The 15,565-nt window shown below is 71.6% G+C and carries 12 protein-coding genes; all 12 read left to right on the top strand.

All coding sequences use genetic code 11. The annotated features are described in order from the left end of the window. Nucleotides 1-94 precede the first annotated feature (94 nt). The 12 genes from AB0N02_RS00730 (at nt 95) to AB0N02_RS00675 (ending at nt 15,543) form a co-directional block, all read left to right on the top strand. Entirely contained in the window at nt 95-1,033 is a 939-nt protein-coding gene (locus AB0N02_RS00730) for a nitronate monooxygenase (RefSeq protein ID WP_363940923.1), read from the top strand. Between the two features lie 181 nt (nt 1,034-1,214). Beyond that, a complete protein-coding gene (locus tag AB0N02_RS00725) occupies nt 1,215-1,886 on the top strand; it encodes a GntR family transcriptional regulator (protein ID WP_363940921.1) in 672 nt (223 codons plus the stop codon). Nucleotides 1,887-2,138: 252 nt separating this feature from the next. After that, complete coding sequence (locus AB0N02_RS00720) at nt 2,139-3,353, top strand: Xaa-Pro peptidase family protein (RefSeq protein WP_363940919.1); 1,215 nt, start codon at nt 2,139-2,141, stop codon at nt 3,351-3,353. Next, nucleotides 3,350-4,402 carry an ABC transporter ATP-binding protein gene (locus AB0N02_RS00715; RefSeq protein WP_363940917.1) on the top strand — a complete coding sequence of 351 codons (1,053 nt, stop codon included), beginning with the start codon at nt 3,350-3,352 and terminating at the stop codon, nt 4,400-4,402. Before AB0N02_RS00720 ends, AB0N02_RS00715 begins: the two co-directional genes overlap by 4 nt. Further along, nucleotides 4,399-5,307 (top strand): ATP-binding cassette domain-containing protein, encoded by a 909-nt coding sequence (locus tag AB0N02_RS00710; protein ID WP_363940915.1) that lies wholly within the window; start codon nt 4,399-4,401, stop codon nt 5,305-5,307. The genes AB0N02_RS00715 and AB0N02_RS00710 overlap by 4 nt, the downstream gene beginning before the upstream one ends. 110 nt (nt 5,308-5,417) lie before the next feature. Further along, on the top strand, nt 5,418-6,986 hold the full coding sequence (locus tag AB0N02_RS00705) for an ABC transporter substrate-binding protein (RefSeq protein WP_363940913.1): 1,569 nt from the start codon (nt 5,418-5,420) through the stop codon (nt 6,984-6,986). Nucleotides 6,987-7,096: 110 nt separating this feature from the next. Continuing rightward, on the top strand, nt 7,097-9,130 hold the full coding sequence (locus AB0N02_RS00700) for a hydantoinase/oxoprolinase family protein (RefSeq protein ID WP_363940912.1): 2,034 nt from the start codon (nt 7,097-7,099) through the stop codon (nt 9,128-9,130). Continuing rightward, a complete protein-coding gene (locus AB0N02_RS00695; RefSeq protein ID WP_363940910.1) occupies nt 9,123-11,096 on the top strand; it encodes a hydantoinase B/oxoprolinase family protein in 1,974 nt (657 codons plus the stop codon). Before AB0N02_RS00700 ends, AB0N02_RS00695 begins: the two co-directional genes overlap by 8 nt. 24 nt (nt 11,097-11,120) lie before the next feature. Then, a complete protein-coding gene (locus AB0N02_RS00690; protein ID WP_363940908.1) occupies nt 11,121-11,882 on the top strand; it encodes a sugar phosphate isomerase/epimerase family protein in 762 nt (253 codons plus the stop codon). A gap of 45 nt (nt 11,883-11,927) precedes the next feature. After that, nucleotides 11,928-13,688, top strand: a complete 1,761-nt coding sequence (locus AB0N02_RS00685) for a thiamine pyrophosphate-binding protein (RefSeq protein ID WP_363940906.1) — start codon at nt 11,928-11,930, stop codon at nt 13,686-13,688. A 60-nt stretch (nt 13,689-13,748) separates the two neighbouring features. Beyond that, nucleotides 13,749-14,669 carry an ABC transporter permease gene (locus tag AB0N02_RS00680; RefSeq protein WP_363940904.1) on the top strand — a complete coding sequence of 307 codons (921 nt, stop codon included), beginning with the start codon at nt 13,749-13,751 and terminating at the stop codon, nt 14,667-14,669. After that, nucleotides 14,662-15,543 carry an ABC transporter permease gene (locus AB0N02_RS00675; protein ID WP_363940902.1) on the top strand — a complete coding sequence of 294 codons (882 nt, stop codon included), beginning with the start codon at nt 14,662-14,664 and terminating at the stop codon, nt 15,541-15,543. Before AB0N02_RS00680 ends, AB0N02_RS00675 begins: the two co-directional genes overlap by 8 nt. The last annotated feature ends 22 nt before the right edge of the window (nt 15,544-15,565 follow it).

Raw genomic sequence — 15,565 nt, 5'->3', positions numbered from 1 at the left:
CGGCCTGTCGCGTCCGGCCTCCCTGCCCGCCGCTGTAATACCGTGAAGGCATCACCGGAGCCGGGGAGCCGGTGGACCCGAAAGGGAAACGATCATGCGTACGTGGCTGACAGACAGGTTCGGGCTCGATCTGCCACTCGTCGGCGCCCCGATGGCCGGGGTGAGCGACGGACGCCTGGCCGCCGCCGTCTCGGCGGCCGGGGCGCTGGGGATGTTCGGGGTCCCGGCCTCGGCGTCTCCCTCGTGGATCGCCGCGCAGGCGGCCGTCGCGGGAGAGAGCGGCCGGCCGTACGGCATCGGGCTGATGGCCTGGGCCCTTGCCGGCGACCCCGGCAGGCTCGACGCGGTGCTGGAGGCGAGACCCGCCCTGGTGTCGGTCAGCTACGGCGACTACCCGCCCTACATCGAGCCGCTCCGGCGGGCCGGGATCGTCGTGGCCACCCAGGCGGGAACGACGGCGGAGGCCGTGGCGGCCGAGCGGGCCGGTGTGGACGTCGTGGTCGCCCGGGGAGGCGAGGGCGGCGGTCACGGCCGCGACGACGTCGCCACCCTGCCCCTGCTGGAGAGCGTGCTGGACACGGTGAGCCTGCCCGTGCTGGCGGCCGGTGGCATCGCGGGCGCGCGGGGGTTCGCCGCGGTGCTCGCCGCGGGCGCGCAGGGCGCCTGGGTGGGCACCGCCTTCCTCGGCTGCGAGGAGACCACGATGTCCGAGGCCGCCAGGCAGGCCGTACTGCGGGCGGAGGAGACCTCGACCGCCCACGGGCGCGTGTTCGACGTCGCGCAGCGGCTCGCCTGGCCCCCGGAGTACGGCGGGCGGGCGCTGCGCAATGACTTCTTCGACCGCTGGCGGGGACGGGAGGAGGAGCTGGCCCACGACGAGGAGGCGCGGGCCGAACTCGACGCGGCGCGCCGGGCGCAGGACTTCGCCACCGCCTACGTCTACGCGGGTCAGGCCGTGGGCATGGTGCGCGAGCGGAGGACGGCCGCCGACGTGGTCGCCGCCTTCGCCGGCGCCGCCCGCCTCCTGGGGTGAGGCGGCCCGGCGCCTGCCGGCCGCGCGTGCCGGGACTCGAACAGGGCGCGAACGGCCGAGGTGAGCCGGGAGTCCCCGGGCGCGGGCGGCACGTGTCCCGGCCGCGCCCTCGCCAAGCTGGTGCGGTGTTCTTCGCGCAGTAGCCTTGGGCGTGGAACGCGGCGCCAGCGCTGGAGGTAGAGTGCCGACTCGACATGACGGCGTGCGATCACCGGGCTCCCCGGAGCGGAACCTGTCGTACGAGGTCTACTCCACCCTCAGAAACGAGATCGTGCGGGGGGTGCTGCGGCCGAACGAGGCCGTGGTGGAGGCCGACATCGCCGACCGGCTCGGGGTGAGCAGGACTCCCGTGCGGGAAAGCCTCCAGCGGCTCGCGTCGGACGGGCTGATCGTCTCCCGGCGTCGCCGCTGGGTCGTCTACGAGCGTTCGCGCGAGGAGATCGCCGAGCTGTACGAGGTCCGTGCCGCGCTGGAGAGCCACGCGGCCCGGCTGGCGGCCCTACGGGCGTCCGACGAGCAGATCGCCGCGCTGCGCGAGCTGACGCGGAGGGTCTCCGGCGGCGTGGACGGCCTGTCGGGGCCGGAACGCGTGGAGGCCAACGAGTGCTTCCACGACCTCGTGATCCGTAGTTCCGCCAACGACCGGCTCGTCGCGGAGATCCACCGCAACCGCCTGTACGCCTTCAACCACCAGGTCGTCGCCGGATACACGCGCGAGCAGCTCCGGGAGTCGTGGCACCAGCACGAGGAGATCGTCGAGGCCGTCGCGGCCCGGGACGCGACCCGCGCGGGTGAGGCGACACGACGCCACATCGAGCACGCCCTGAGCATGATCCTCCGCCAGGTCTTCTAGGCCCCGCCGCTCCGGAGGGAGCGCCCGCGGCTCCGGGGACGCGGCCTCCCCGTCCGGGCGTCACGCGCCTCCGCCTCCAGCAGTCTGTTAGGTGAACGGTGTCATATTGCACCGTCATGTAAGGACCTCTCCTCAGGAGGTTCCTTTTCGCATGCATCCTCCTAAACTCCTTTGCATGCAAAGCGGGTTCCCGAACGGGATACCAAACAGTTCCGCCTTCCGGCGGCGCAGGGAAAGCATCCGGGGGGCGTCATGACCCACATCCGGCCGTTCTCCGACCAGGAGATCCGCGAACGCGCCCAGGTCCTGGGGGCGGCCCTCGCGGAGAGCGGACTGGACGCGGCGGTCCTGACGTCCTACACCGCGATCTACTACTACACGGGCGTGCCGATCCACCAGTTCGGACGCCCGGCCGCGGCGGTACTGGACGCCGACGGCGGCGTGACGTTGATCTGCAACATCCTGGAGAAGGTGCACGTCGACTCGCAGGCCACGGCCGACGCGATCGTGTACTACTCCGACCACAACCACGACAGCGGCTACACCGCCCCCAGAGACCCCCGCACGAGCGTCGTCGAGCTGACCGCCGAGGCGGTACGGCAACGCGCCCCGGGGACGGCCAGGGTCGGGGTGGAGGAGAACGACCTCTCCCTCCACACCTGGCGGCGGCTCCAGGCCGCCCTGCCCGGGGTCTCCCTGGAACCCGCCGAACGGCTGGCCGAAAGGCCGCGGCTCACCCTCTCCCCCGCCGAGCTCGCACTGGTCAGGGCGGCCGACGAGATCTGCGACCGGGGCCAGCAGTACCTGCTGGACCACATGCGGCCGGGGTCGGGCGCCGAGGAGATCAGCGAGAGCTGCCGCGCCGCCATGCTGGACCTCACCCTCGCCGAGCACGCCGACAAGCCCTTCTACTTCCACCACAACGCGGGCCTCGGCGACGCCAGAAAGCGGGCGGGCAGCAGCGAGTGGTACACGTGGAACCGGCAGGGCCGCGCCGAGCGGGGAATGGTCCTCGACACCATCTTCGACTGCTTCCTGTGGGGCTACTGGGGCAACGTCGAGCGGACGGTCGTCGTGGGCGCCCCGGCTCCGGAGGTGGGCAGGGCCTTCTCCGCGATGGTCGACGCCAACGAGGCCGCCATCGACTTCATCAGGCCGGGCGTCACCATGGCCGAGGTCGACCGGGTGTGCAAGGACGTCTTCGCCGCCGCCGGTTACGAGAACTCCCACTTCGGCACGGGCATGGGGCGCGGAATCGTGAGCTACGAGGGCGGGCACCGCGTCCTGCCCCTCGACGTGCGGCTCTACAACGAGCTCGTCCTGGAGGAGGGGATGGCCTTCAGCGTCGAGCCGATGCTGGGCGTCTTCGGCCTCGGCTCCTTCCGGCACTGCAACACCGTCATCGTCACATCCCGCGGCTGCGAGGTCGACTCGTCCGTACGCCGCGATCTGATCGTCGTCGAGTGACGGCGACAGGGCCCGAGAAGGAGGTGGTGCACATGGGGTCCACGGCCGATGGAACGGTCCTGCGGGTCACCGACCTGAGGACGTACTTCCACACGGGGCAGGGGATCTTCAGGGCGGTGGACGGCGTCGACCTGACACTGCGCAGCGGCAGGACCCTCGGGCTCGTGGGTGAGTCCGGGAGCGGGAAGAGCCTCACCGCCTTCTCGATCCTCCGGCTGACCGACCGGTCCGCGCGTATCCAGGAAGGCAGCCGCGTGGAGTTCGGCGGCCGTGATCTGGTCTCCCTCTCCGAGAAGGAGATGGCCGCGATCCGCGGCAGGGACATCTCGATGATCTTCCAGGAGCCGATGACGGCGTTGAACCCGGTGCACCGGGTCGGCGCGCAGGTCGCCGAGCCACTGCGGCGGCATCTCGGGATGCGCAGGCGGGAGGCGGCGGAACGGGCCGTCGAGTTGCTCGACCTGGTGGGCATCCGCGACGCCCGGGCCCGCGCCCGCGACTACCCGCACCAGTTCTCGGGCGGCATGCTGCAGCGCGTCGTGATCGCCATGGCGCTGGCCTGCGAGCCGCGCGTGCTCCTCGCCGACGAGCCGACGACGGCCCTGGACGTCACCATCCAGGAGCAGATCCTCACGCTGCTGCGACGTCTGCAGGACAGGTTCGCCACGGCGGTCCTGCTCATCACGCACGACCTCGGTGTCGTCGCCCAGTCCTGCGACGACGTCGCGGTCATGTACGCCGGACGGGTGGTGGAGACCGGCCCGGTGGCGCGGGTGTTCTCCGCTCCGCGACACCCCTACACCCGGGCGCTGCTGGCCACGACCCCGACGCTGGACTCCTCGGCTCCGCTCGTCCCGATCCCGGGAACGGTGCCCGACTCCCGCCACTGGCCCGTGGGTTGCAGGTTCGCCGAGCGGTGTCCCTCCGTCATGCCGAGGTGCCGCCAGGAGTATCCCCCGATGGAAGGCTCCGGGACCGCCCGTGCGGCGTGCTGGCTGCCCGTGGCGTTCCCGCGGAGCGCGGGGACCGTCGAGACGGTGGCCTCGTGACGGAGTCCTCGCACACCTCGACGGCCACGACACCGGGTGCCCCGTCACCCGGCGCCGTTCTCGCACTCCGCGGTATCCGGATGGAGTATCCGGGACGCAGCGGGGCGTTCCGCGGAGGCGCCGCGCCCCGGCCGGTACTGCACGGCATCGACCTGGACGTACGCCGGGGGGAGAGCCTCGCCGTCGTCGGCGAGTCCGGATCGGGGAAGTCGACCCTGGGCCGCATAATGACCGGCCTGCTGAGGCCGACCGGTGGCTCGCTGTGCTTCGACGGGCGGGACATGTGGAGCCTCGACCGCCGGCAGCGCCGCGGCCTGCGCCGGGAACTACAGATGATCTTCCAGGACGGCGCGTCGGCGCTCGATCCGCGCATGACCGTCCGGGAGAGCGTGTCCGAGGGGCCCCGCGCGATGGGCCTGTTCCCCCGGCGCGAACTCGACTCGCACGTCGCCGCCACCCTGGACATGGTCGGCCTGCCCTCCAGCGCGATGGACAAGTATCCGCACGAGTTCTCGGGCGGCCAGCGCCAGCGGATCGGCATCGCCCGGGCGATCATCATGCGTCCCTCGGTGATCGTGGCCGACGAACCGACCTCGGCCCTGGACGTGTCCATCCAGGCGCACATCCTGGCCCTGTTCGGCGAGCTCAGACAGACCCTGAACCTGACCTACGTCCTCATCTCCCACAATCTCGCGGCGGTGGGCCACATCGCGGACCGGATCGCGGTGATGTCGGAGGGAGCCGTGGTCGAACTCGCTCCGGCGAAGCGGCTGGCGGACTCCGCGGCGCACCCGTACACGCGCCGGCTCTACTCCGCGGTACCGAGCCTGATCCCGCCCACGCGGCGCGACGGCCGTGACGAGCGCGACGAGCGCGACGGCCGTCACGGCGACGAACTCATCTGAAAGACATCATCCTCCCCCCAATCCCCCCGGATGACGCGTTAGGACCAGAAATGGACAACTCACCACGTGGCGTATCCCGCCTGACCGGGCGAACCCCCCTTTCCCGGTGTATGGCGCTGCTCGCCGCCACCGCCGTACTCACCTCCGGGTGCGGCGGGATGTTCGGCGGCGACTCCCCCGCCGGGCAGAGCGGCGGCGACGTCCTCAGGGTCGCCATCGGCTCCGACCCGGGAACCGTCGACCCCGCGCAGCTGACCAGCGCGACCGGGGGAAACATCCTGTGGGAGGTCACCCAGACCCTCACCACGTCCTACACCCCCGACGGCAGGGTGCGGCCGCTGCTGGCCGAGTCCTGGCAGGCCAACGAGGACTCGACCGCGTTCACCTTCAAGCTGCGCACGGGCGTGTCGTTCTCCGACGGCACCCCCTTCACCGCGGAGGCCGTGAAGTTCACCATGGACCGGCTGACCGACGAGTCGGTCAAGGTGCCCTACCGGTCGGGCTTCGCCAACCTGAAGAGCACCGAGATCGTCAACGACCACGAGGTCGTCTTCCATCTGGCCAAGCCGAACAGCTCCTTCCCCGGCATGCTCGGACGCTACATCGCCGGGATCCTCTCGCCGACCTCGGTGAAACTGCCGGGCAACAGCTACGAGAACATCGCCACGCCCATCGGGACCGGCCCCTACACCGTCACCGAGTACCGCCGCGCCTCGAAGATCCTGCTGGCCCGCAACGAGAGGTACTGGGGCGACAAGCCCGGCTTCCCGGCGATGGAGTGGCAGATCGTCCCCGAGGCGTCCAGCCGGGAGGCCCTGATCAAGGCCGGGAACGTGGACGTCGTCGTCGCCCCGCCCCCGTCGGACCTCGCCTCCCTGAAGGCCGACCGGAACCTCCAGGTGCTCACCGGTGAGGGCACCAACCTCATCTACGGCGGGATCAACATGGTCGGCGCCAACCAGAAGGCCCTCAAGGACGTACGGGTGCGCCAGGCGCTCAACCTCGCGATCGACCGGCAGGGCATCATCGACAACGTCCTGTTCGGCCTCGGCGATCCGGCGAGGTCCCCGGCGCCCCCGGCCCTGGCGAACGCCTGCGAGACCGGCGACTACGGCTACGACCCCGCACGGGCCAAGGCGCTGCTGAAGGAGGCCGGGGCCGAGGGCATCACGGTCAAACTGACCGCCCCCACCGGCAGGTACATGCAGGACTTCAAGGCGGCCCAGGCCATCGCCGGCAACCTGACGCAGGTCGGCGTCAAGGTCGAGGGACCGACCACGTCGGACTGGTCGACCTACATCAAGGACGTCCTGGTCGACGTCAGGAAGGCCGGCTTCGACATCGGCATCCTGGGGGCGGCCCCGCCCTATCCGGACGCCTCCGAGACGCTGGCGCAGACGACCTCCGACCAGATCGCCCCGAACGGCCTCAACTTCGCCGGCTGGGTCAACAAGGAGTTCGACGCGGCCGTCGCCAAGGGCCGTGCCGCCGCCGACCCGGCCAAGCAGGCCGCGGCGTACTGCGAGGCGGAGAAGCTGCTCTGGAACGACGCCCCCTGGCTGTTCCTGTGGACCGAGCGCACCTTCGCCGTCGCCCGCGCCGACGTCGGCGGCCTGTCCATCCTGCCGACCGGGGTGATCTACCTGGACGGCGCCGCACGGCGGCAGAGCACCCCGTAACCCCACATCACCGGTCCGGCCCCGCCGGACCGGCCTCACGGTCCGGCCCGGCGGACCGGCGTCACTCGGTCCGGCCCGGCAGACCGGCATCACGCATCACGGAGGACGGCTTGTACCAGCTAGGAGTGGACATCGGTGGCACCTTCACCGATTTCCGACTGATCGACGAGAGGACCGGCGCCTGGATGGGCGGCAAGGCGCCGACCACCCCGCAGGCGCCGGAGGACGGCGTCGTCGAGGGGCTGACCAGGCTGCTGGCGACGCACGGAATCCGGTTCGACGAGATCCGCAGCTTCAGTCACGGCACGACACTGCCGATCAACACCATCGTCTCCCGTACGGGGGCGAAGCTCGCGCTCCTCACGACGGCGGGGTTCCGCGACGTCCTGGAGATGCGGCGGATGCGGCTGGAACGCCCCATCAACCTCTACCCGACCAGGGCCGAGGTGCTGATCCCGCGCGCCCGTGTCGCCGAGATCGACGAACGCGTCCTCGTGGACGGGACGGTGGAGCGGGTCCCGAGCCGGGAACAGGTCGTCGCGACCGTCCGGCGGCTCGTCGACGAGCACGCCGTCGAGGGCGTCGTCGTCGCCTTCATCGGGAGCTACGCCTGGCCTGCGCACGAGGAGCTGGTCCGGGACATCATCCAGGAGGAGTTCCCCGGCCTTCCCGTGACGTGCTCCGGTTCGGTGCTGCCGCAGGTCCGCGAGTACGAGCGGACCGTCGCCGCGGTCATCACGGCCTACGTCACGCCGAGTGTGCACCGCTACGTCGCCCGGCTGCGCGCCAGGCTGTCCGCGCTGGGCTTCACCGGCGAGATGTTCCTGACCCGCTCGAACGGCGGCAAGGGATTCGCCGAGGGGTTCGAGAAGGCGATCCTCGGCAGCCTGCTGTCCGGCCCGGCCTCCGGTGTGACGGGGGCCGCGGAGGCGGCCCGCGCGGCCGGGGTGGAGCAGGCGCTGACGCTGGACCTCGGCGGCACCACGGCCGACCTCGGGGTCCTGCGCGGTCAGCCCGCCCAGTCGCGGGAGTCCCGGGTCGGGGACTTCCCGATCACGGTGCCGGCGGTGGAGATCACCGCCATCGGGGCGGGCGGCGGTTCGCTGGCCGAGGTCGACCGGCACGGCGTCCTGCGGGTCGGTCCCCGCAGCGCGGGCTCCTTCCCCGGCCCGGCCTGCTACGGAAGGGGCGGCACCCAGGCCACCCTGACCGACGCGCTGGTCGTCCTCGGGCACCTGTACCCGTCCCCCTCGGGGGGCACCACGGTCGACGAGCGGGCCGCCCGTACCGCCGTCGAGGCCGTCGGCGAGCGTCTCGGCATGCCCGCGGAGGACGCGGCGGAGGCCATCGTGCAGATCGCGATGGCCTCGATGAACCGGGGGATCACCGACGCCCTCGCCCGGCACGGCCTCGACCCGCGCGACACCTCACTGCTGCTGTACGGCGGCGCGGGACCGCTGGTCGCGTCACGGACGCTGGAGGACACCGAGTTCCGCCACGTCGTCATCCCGCCCGGCCCGGGAACCCTGTGCGCCCTGGGGGCGGCGCTGGCACCGGTCCGCACCGACGTCATGGTCCCCGTCCACGCCCCGGCCGCCGAGGGAGGCGAGGCCGCCCTGGCCGGCGCCGTACGGCTGCTGCGCCGGCGCGTCGCCGCGGACTCGGCCCGGGAGCGCACCGGCGCGGCGGCGACGGTCCGGTACGCCGCGGCGATGCGCTACGAGGGCCAGGCGTGGGAGCTCGACGTGCCGCTGCCCGAGGAGTCGCTCGACGCCCCCGGCCTGGCCGGGCGCCTGGTGGAGCTCTTCGCCGCCGAGCACCGGCGGCTGTACGGGCACGCCGACTCGGCCGCGACGCCGCTGGTGATCGAACTCCACGCGACGGAGAACATCCCCTCCGGCCTGTCCCCGCGGCAGGCGCACCCCGGCGCCGGGCACCCGGCCCCCACCCCGGTGCCGGTACGGCTCGGCGGCCGGTGGGAGAAGGTGCCGGCCTACGACCGCCTGCTGCTGCGGCCCGGCGACGTGGTCGAGGGACCCGCGATGATCCACGCCCCGGACAGCTCCACCGTGGTCTTCCCCGGGCTCGGCGCGCGGGTGGACCAGGCCGCCAACATCATCCTGGAGAGGAACGACCGTGGCTGATCCCGTGATGCTCGAGATCCTGCGGCACCGGCTGGACGCGGTGACCGAGGACATGGCGAGGGTGATGGAGCGGACCGCGCTGTCCACGTTCATCAAGGAGACGGCCGACTTCGCCGTGGGAATCGTGGCGGTGAACGGCGAGCTGATCTCCTACCCCTGGCACCGGGGCGCGCCGTCGCTGCTCGGCGGGAACCTCCGCTCCACCCTGGCGCTCTGCCGGGACCCGCACCCCGGCGACATCTACATCACCAACGACCCCTACCTCGGCGGGCCGATCTGCTCCCACCTGACCGACCTCCAGGTGCTGCGTCCGATCTTCCACGACGGAGAGCTCCTGTGCTGGGCCTACTCGAACCTGCACGCCGCCGACATCGGCGGCGCCGTGCCGTCGAGCATCTGGGTGAAGGCCACCGAGATCTACCAGGAGGGCCTGCGGCTGCGCCCGCTCAAGATCTTCAAGGGTGACGTGGTCAACGAGGACCTGCGGGACGTCCTGGCCGACAACAGCCGTACGGCGGTGACCAACTGGGGGGACATCCAGGCGCTCTGCTCGGCGGTGCGCGTGTGCGAGGCGCGGCTGGGCAGGCTGATCGAACGCTACGGCCACCGCGTGCTCGCCGACTCCATCGACGGCATCCTCGACTACGCCGGAAAACGGGCCGAGGACGTCATCGCCCAGATCCCGGACGGCGCCTACGAGTTCTCGGACTACCTGGAGTCGGACCTCCACTCGGACGTGCCCATCCGGATCAAGGTGAGGATGACGGTCACCGGATCCCGGATGCACCTGGACTACACCGGCACGGATCCGCAACTGCAGTCACCGCTGAACCTGGCCTCGGGCGGCGAGGTGCACCCGTATCTCTGCCTCGCCGTGCTGGCGCTGCTCGTCTCCCTCGATCCGGAGATCCCGAAGTCGAGCGCCATCTTCCGGCCGGTCGGCGTGACCGCGCCGGAGGGCTCCCTCGTCAACGCGAGCTACCCCGCCGCCGTCGGCCTGCGGTACGCGACCGCGATGCGGATCGCGGACGCCGTCTTCGGCTGCCTGGCCGAGGCCATGCCCGGCCGGATGCCGGCCGGCACGTCGGGGATGATCTCCCCGGTGGTGGCCTCCGTACCGAGCGGGGAGTCGGGCCACCGGCACATCCAGGTGGTCGAGCCGCTCATCGGCGGCGGCGCGGGCCGGGCGGGCGCCGACGGTCTCGACGGGGTCGACGGCGCCGCGGGCGGCTACCTGCGCAACACGCCGGTCGAGATCGTGGAGCTCGAGGTTCCCGTGGTGGTCCGGCGCTACTGCCTGGACAGGGACACGGCCGCCGCCGGCCGGTTCCGCGGCGGGTCGGCGGTGGTCCTCGAATTCGAGGCGCTGCGGTCCGGGACCGTCGTCCTCGCCCGTGCGCTGGAGCGGTTCGAGCTCCGGCCGTGGGGCGTCGCGGGCGGTGGCCCCGGGAACCGGGGAACCTGCCAGGTGCGCCGCCGCGACGGCGCCGTCGAGGACGTCGGGAAGATCGACCAGCTGCGGCTCGAACCGGGTGAGTCCGTCATCATCCGCTCCCCCTCGGGGGGCGGCTACGGCCCCCCGGCGCTGCGGTCCGACGCCGCCATCGCGGCCGACCTGGACAACGAGCTGATCTCCGAGGAGTTCGCCCGCCGCCACTACGGCGTGCTCGGGCGGGCCGAGGACGGGTCCCTGGTCCGCGACCAGGCCCCGCCCGCCGGCGAACCCGAGCTCATCGTTTACGGGGCCGAGCGGGAGGCGCTGGAGCGGCGCTGGCCCCCGCAGGTGCAGGACAGGTTCCACCGGCGGATCGTCCTGCTGCCGCTGCTGGTCCGGGACGCCGCCCGCCACCACGTCTACCGGATCTGGACGGAGCGGTACGGCGACGGCGGGACGGCCGGCGCCGTTCCGGACGAGTGGATCGACGAGGTATGGGACGCGGTGGTCGGCCACCTGCGTGTCGGCTGACCGCGAAAGGACCTGGGAAAACAGATGAAATTCTCTCTTCTCTCCTACCAGATCGCCAAGTCCTGGGATCTGGACACGATGATCGAGAAGGCGAAGAAGCACGGCTTCGCCGCCCTGGAGTTCCGCGCCGAGTACGACCAGTCGCACGGTGTGGAACTGGAGACCACGCTTGAGCAGCGCAGGGCGATCCGGCAGCGGATCCAGGCCGCCTACCTGGAGGTGGCGGGCGTCAGCTGCAGCCAGCGCTTCGAGTCCACCGACCCCCGGGTCCGCGCGGAGGCGGTCGAGCGCTCGAAGGGGTTCGCCGACCTGGCCGCCGACCTGGAGGCGGGATGGGTGCGCGTCTGCGGCAACACCATCCCGGACGGCGTGGACAAGGACACCGCCGTCGCCTACGTCGCGGAGTCGCTCGCCGAGGTCGCCGACCACTGCGCGGGGCGCGGCGTCGACCTGCTGCTGGAGATGCACGGCGAGTTCAACAACTGGAACTACTGCCTGAAGGCCCTGGAGCTCGCCGGGCGGGACAACATCGGCCTGCTCTACAACAGCGACGTCCGCGACCTCGTGTACGGGTCGATCGAGCCCACCTTCGACCGGGTCAAGCACCTGATCCGCCACGTCCACCTGCACGACCTCGCCTCCGGCTACCCGTACGAGGAACTGCTCGGCCTGCTGAGGGCGTCGGGCTTCGACGGCTACGTCTCCCCCGAGATCCTCGTCGAGATCCCCACCCCCGAGGACTACCTCGCGCTGTACCGCGCGCATCTGCACCGGCTGACCCGCTGACCACATGTTCCGGTCATACCTAGATTGACGAACGCAAGGAATGACATGACCCCCAAAACCGACATCGACCCCTCGGATGCCGAACGGACGTCGCCGACCGGCGCCGACGCCCTGGTCGAGGCACTCGTGGCCGTCGGGATCGAGCACATCTTCGGCGTGCCCGGCGACACGGGCGTGGGTTTCTACGACGCGCTCGCCCGCAACACCGGCCGCATCCGGCACGTGCTCGCCAGGGACGAACGGCACGCGGCGTTCATGGCGGACGCGTACGCCCGCTCCACCAACAGGCTGGGCGTGGTGGAGGTGTCCTCCGGCGGCGGTACGACCTTCGTGGTCGGAGGCATGGGCGAGTCCTTCGCCTCCGGCGTACCGGTCCTGCTGATCACCTCCGACATCCACACCAGCAGCCACGGCACCGGCGCCCTAACCGAGATCGACCAGGTCAAGCTGTTCTCCGCGGTGACCAAGCACATTCACGTGGTGCAGCCGCAGGACGACATCGCCGAGGTGATCCGGGAGGCGGCCACCGTCGCGGTGTCCGGCCGCCCGGCCCCGGTCGCCGTCATCTTCCCCGAGGACGTGTTCGACCGCGGCGAGACGGTCGTCCCCCGCTCTCCCGGCTCCGCGCCCGTCTCGCGGACCCGGACGCTGCGGGCGCCCGCGGAGTCCGTCGCGCGGGCCGCGTCCCTGCTCGCGACGGCCCGGCGGCCCGCCGTCTACGCCGGTTCCGGCGTGCACTCCTCCGAGGCGTGGGAGGAACTGGCGGCGCTGGCGACCAGGGCCGCCCTCCCGGTGGCCACCTCGATCCACGGCAAGGGGTCGGTCACCGACGACTTCCCGCTCTCGCTCGGGGTGAGCGGGAACAACGGCGGCCGGGACTACGCCCTGGAGTACCTCTCCGGCGCCGACGTGGTGCTCTTCGTGGGAACCCGCGCGAACGCCACCGACACCAACGCCTGGACCGCGCCGGACCGCGGGTCCGTCCGGGCCATCCAGATCGACGTGGAGGCGGCCCGCGCCGGGCGCAACTTCCCCGGCGCGATCTCCCTGCCCGGAGACGCGAGAACCGTGCTCGCGGCGCTCCACGAGGCAGTTCCCGCCGCCGACGAGACGGTCGCGCGGAACCGGGTGGAGTGGATCGCCAAGGCACGGGCGGCCTGGGCGGCGAACTTCGCGAAATACGCGCCGGAACCGGGCCCCGGCCGGCTCGCGCCCGCGGAGGTGGTCACGACGATCAACCGGCTGGCCGGGGACGACGTGATCGCCGTCGGCGACCCGGGCACGCCCACGCCGTACCTGGCCTCCTTCTGGCACCTGCGGCGCACGGGCCGCAACGTGATCATTCCGCGGGGGCACGGCCCCATGGGGTACGCCATTCCGGCGGCCGTCGGGGTCGCGGTGGGCAACCCCGGCACGCCGGTCGTGTCCTTCACCGCGGACGGCAGCTTCGCCATGTCCTGCGGCGAGCTGGAGACGGTCGTCCGGCTCGGCCTGCCGATCGCCTACGTCCAGTTCACCAACTTCAGCCTCGGCTGGATCAAGATGCTGCAGCACCTCTACTACGGCGAGACGTACTTCGGCGTGGACCCCGGCCCCACCGACGCGCCGGCCGTGGCACGGGCCAGCGGTCTCGAGGCCGCACGGGTGACGACGCCGGAGGAGCTGGAGACCGCCGTCGCGGGCTTCCTCGCCGACCCCCGCCCGCTCTACCTCGACGTCACCGTCCCGCACATGATCGAGTCGCCCCCTCCCGTCTCCTCGTGGTGGGAGTCGATGGAGCAGGGTGCCGGGCGGCCCGTCTACTGACGACAACGGTCCCCGCCGGCCCGCCACGTGCGGGCCGGTGGGAACCGAAAGGCGATCAAGATGGCTCTGTACACATTAAGAAGGCTGCTGTCGGCCGTCCCGGCGGTGGTGCTCATCGTGAGCGCGCTGTTCTTCATCGTGCGGGTGCTCCCCGGCGATCCGGCACGCGCGATGGCCGGTCCCGACGCCTCCGCGGAACAGCTGGAGAACATCCGCAGGCTGCTCGGCACCGACAGACCGCTCCTGGAGCAGTACGTCAGGTTCCTGTTCGACCTGCTGCGCGGAAGCCTCGGCAACTCGGCGGTCAGCGGGGCGCCCGTCTGGTCGGAGATCGACTCGCGCCTGCCGTACACCCTGGTCATCGCCGTCACGGCCATCGTCATCGCGATCGCCGCCGGTGTGCTCCTCGGTGTGCTGGCCGCGGTCAGGCGCGGCACCTGGCTGGACGCCGCGATCTCCGCCCTGGCGGTGCTCGGGCTGTCCCTGCCCGCGTACTGGCTGGGCACGCTGATGATCCTGGTGTTCGCCGTGTGGATGGGTCTGCTGCCCTCCGGGGGCACGAACTCACCCTCGTCGATCATCCTGCCGAGCGTGGTGCTCGCCACCTTCCCGCTCGGGGTGATCGTCAGGATCACCCGGTCCTCCCTGCTCGGCGTGCTCGGCCAGGACTACATGCGCACCGCGCGGGCCAAGGGCGTCCCGCCGTACGCCGCGATCACGGGTCACGCGCTGCGCAACGCGCTCCTGCCGATCGTGACCATGATCGGGATGCTGTTCGCGTCCATGCTCGGCGGGTCGGTCATCACCGAGACCGTGTTCTCCTGGCCGGGCATCGGCCGTCTCCTGGTGGACTCGATCCTCAGCCGGGACTACCCCGTCATCGTCGGCGTGGTGTTCGTGTTCTCCCTGATCGTGCTCCTGATCAACCTGGTGACCGATCTCCTGTACGGCCTGATCGACCCGAAGGTGCGCTATGACTGACCCGCTGAACGCACCGACCAAGGCGCGGCCCGGCACGAGGGTGCACGCGATCCTCGCCCGGATGGCGCGTCAGCCCTACGGCATGTGCGGCCTGGCGGCCCTGCTCCTGATCATCGTGGGCGCCGTGGTCGTCCCGGTCCTGTCCCCCTACTCCTCCACCGCGCAGGACCTGCACGCCACGCTGCTGACACCGTCGGCGCGGCACTGGTTCGGCACCGACCACCTCGGCCGCGACCTCTTCGTCCGCGTCTTCGAGGCGGCCCGGATGACGCTGTTCATCGGGCTCGGGGCCGCCCTGCTCGGCTCCCTGACCGGCGTGACCATAGGCGCGGTGTCCGGATATCTCGGCGGCAGGTGGGACTTCGTCATCCAGCGCTGCACGGACGCGCTGCTCTCCCTGCCCAGCATGCTTCTCGCGCTCGCGCTGATCGCGGGCCTGGGCTCCGGGGTGCGGAACGTCATCGTCGCCGTCGGTCTCGGCTCCGTCCCCGAGTTCGTCAGGCTCGCGCGCTCCCAGACGCTGACCCTGCGGGAGTCGGGGTTCGTCGAGGCCGCCCACGCCCTGGGCGTCTCACGGCCGGTGATCCTCGCCCGGCACATCCTGCCGCACCTGGCCCCCCTGGCCGTGGTCCAGGCCACGACACAACTCGGCGGGGCGATCCTGACCGCGGCGGGACTGGGCTTCCTCGGCCTGGGCGTGCCGAGCGACATCCCCGAGTGGGGCGCCATGGCCGCGGAGGGCCGGGACCTCGTCTTCTCCGACCCGCTGATCGTGGCGGTGCCGGGAATCGCGATCTCGCTCGCCGTACTCGCCTTCAACCTGCTCGGAGACGCGCTGCGCGACGCGCTCGACCCGCGCCTCCGGCACGACTGACAGACATCCATCGATCCCGTCA

It is taken from the genome of Streptosporangium sp. NPDC051022, assembly GCF_040683035.1.
Taxonomy (GTDB): Bacteria; Actinomycetota; Actinomycetes; order Streptosporangiales; family Streptosporangiaceae; genus Streptosporangium.
Note: the sequence above shows the minus strand (reverse complement) of the source record. Positions and strands in the feature narration are given on the sequence as shown.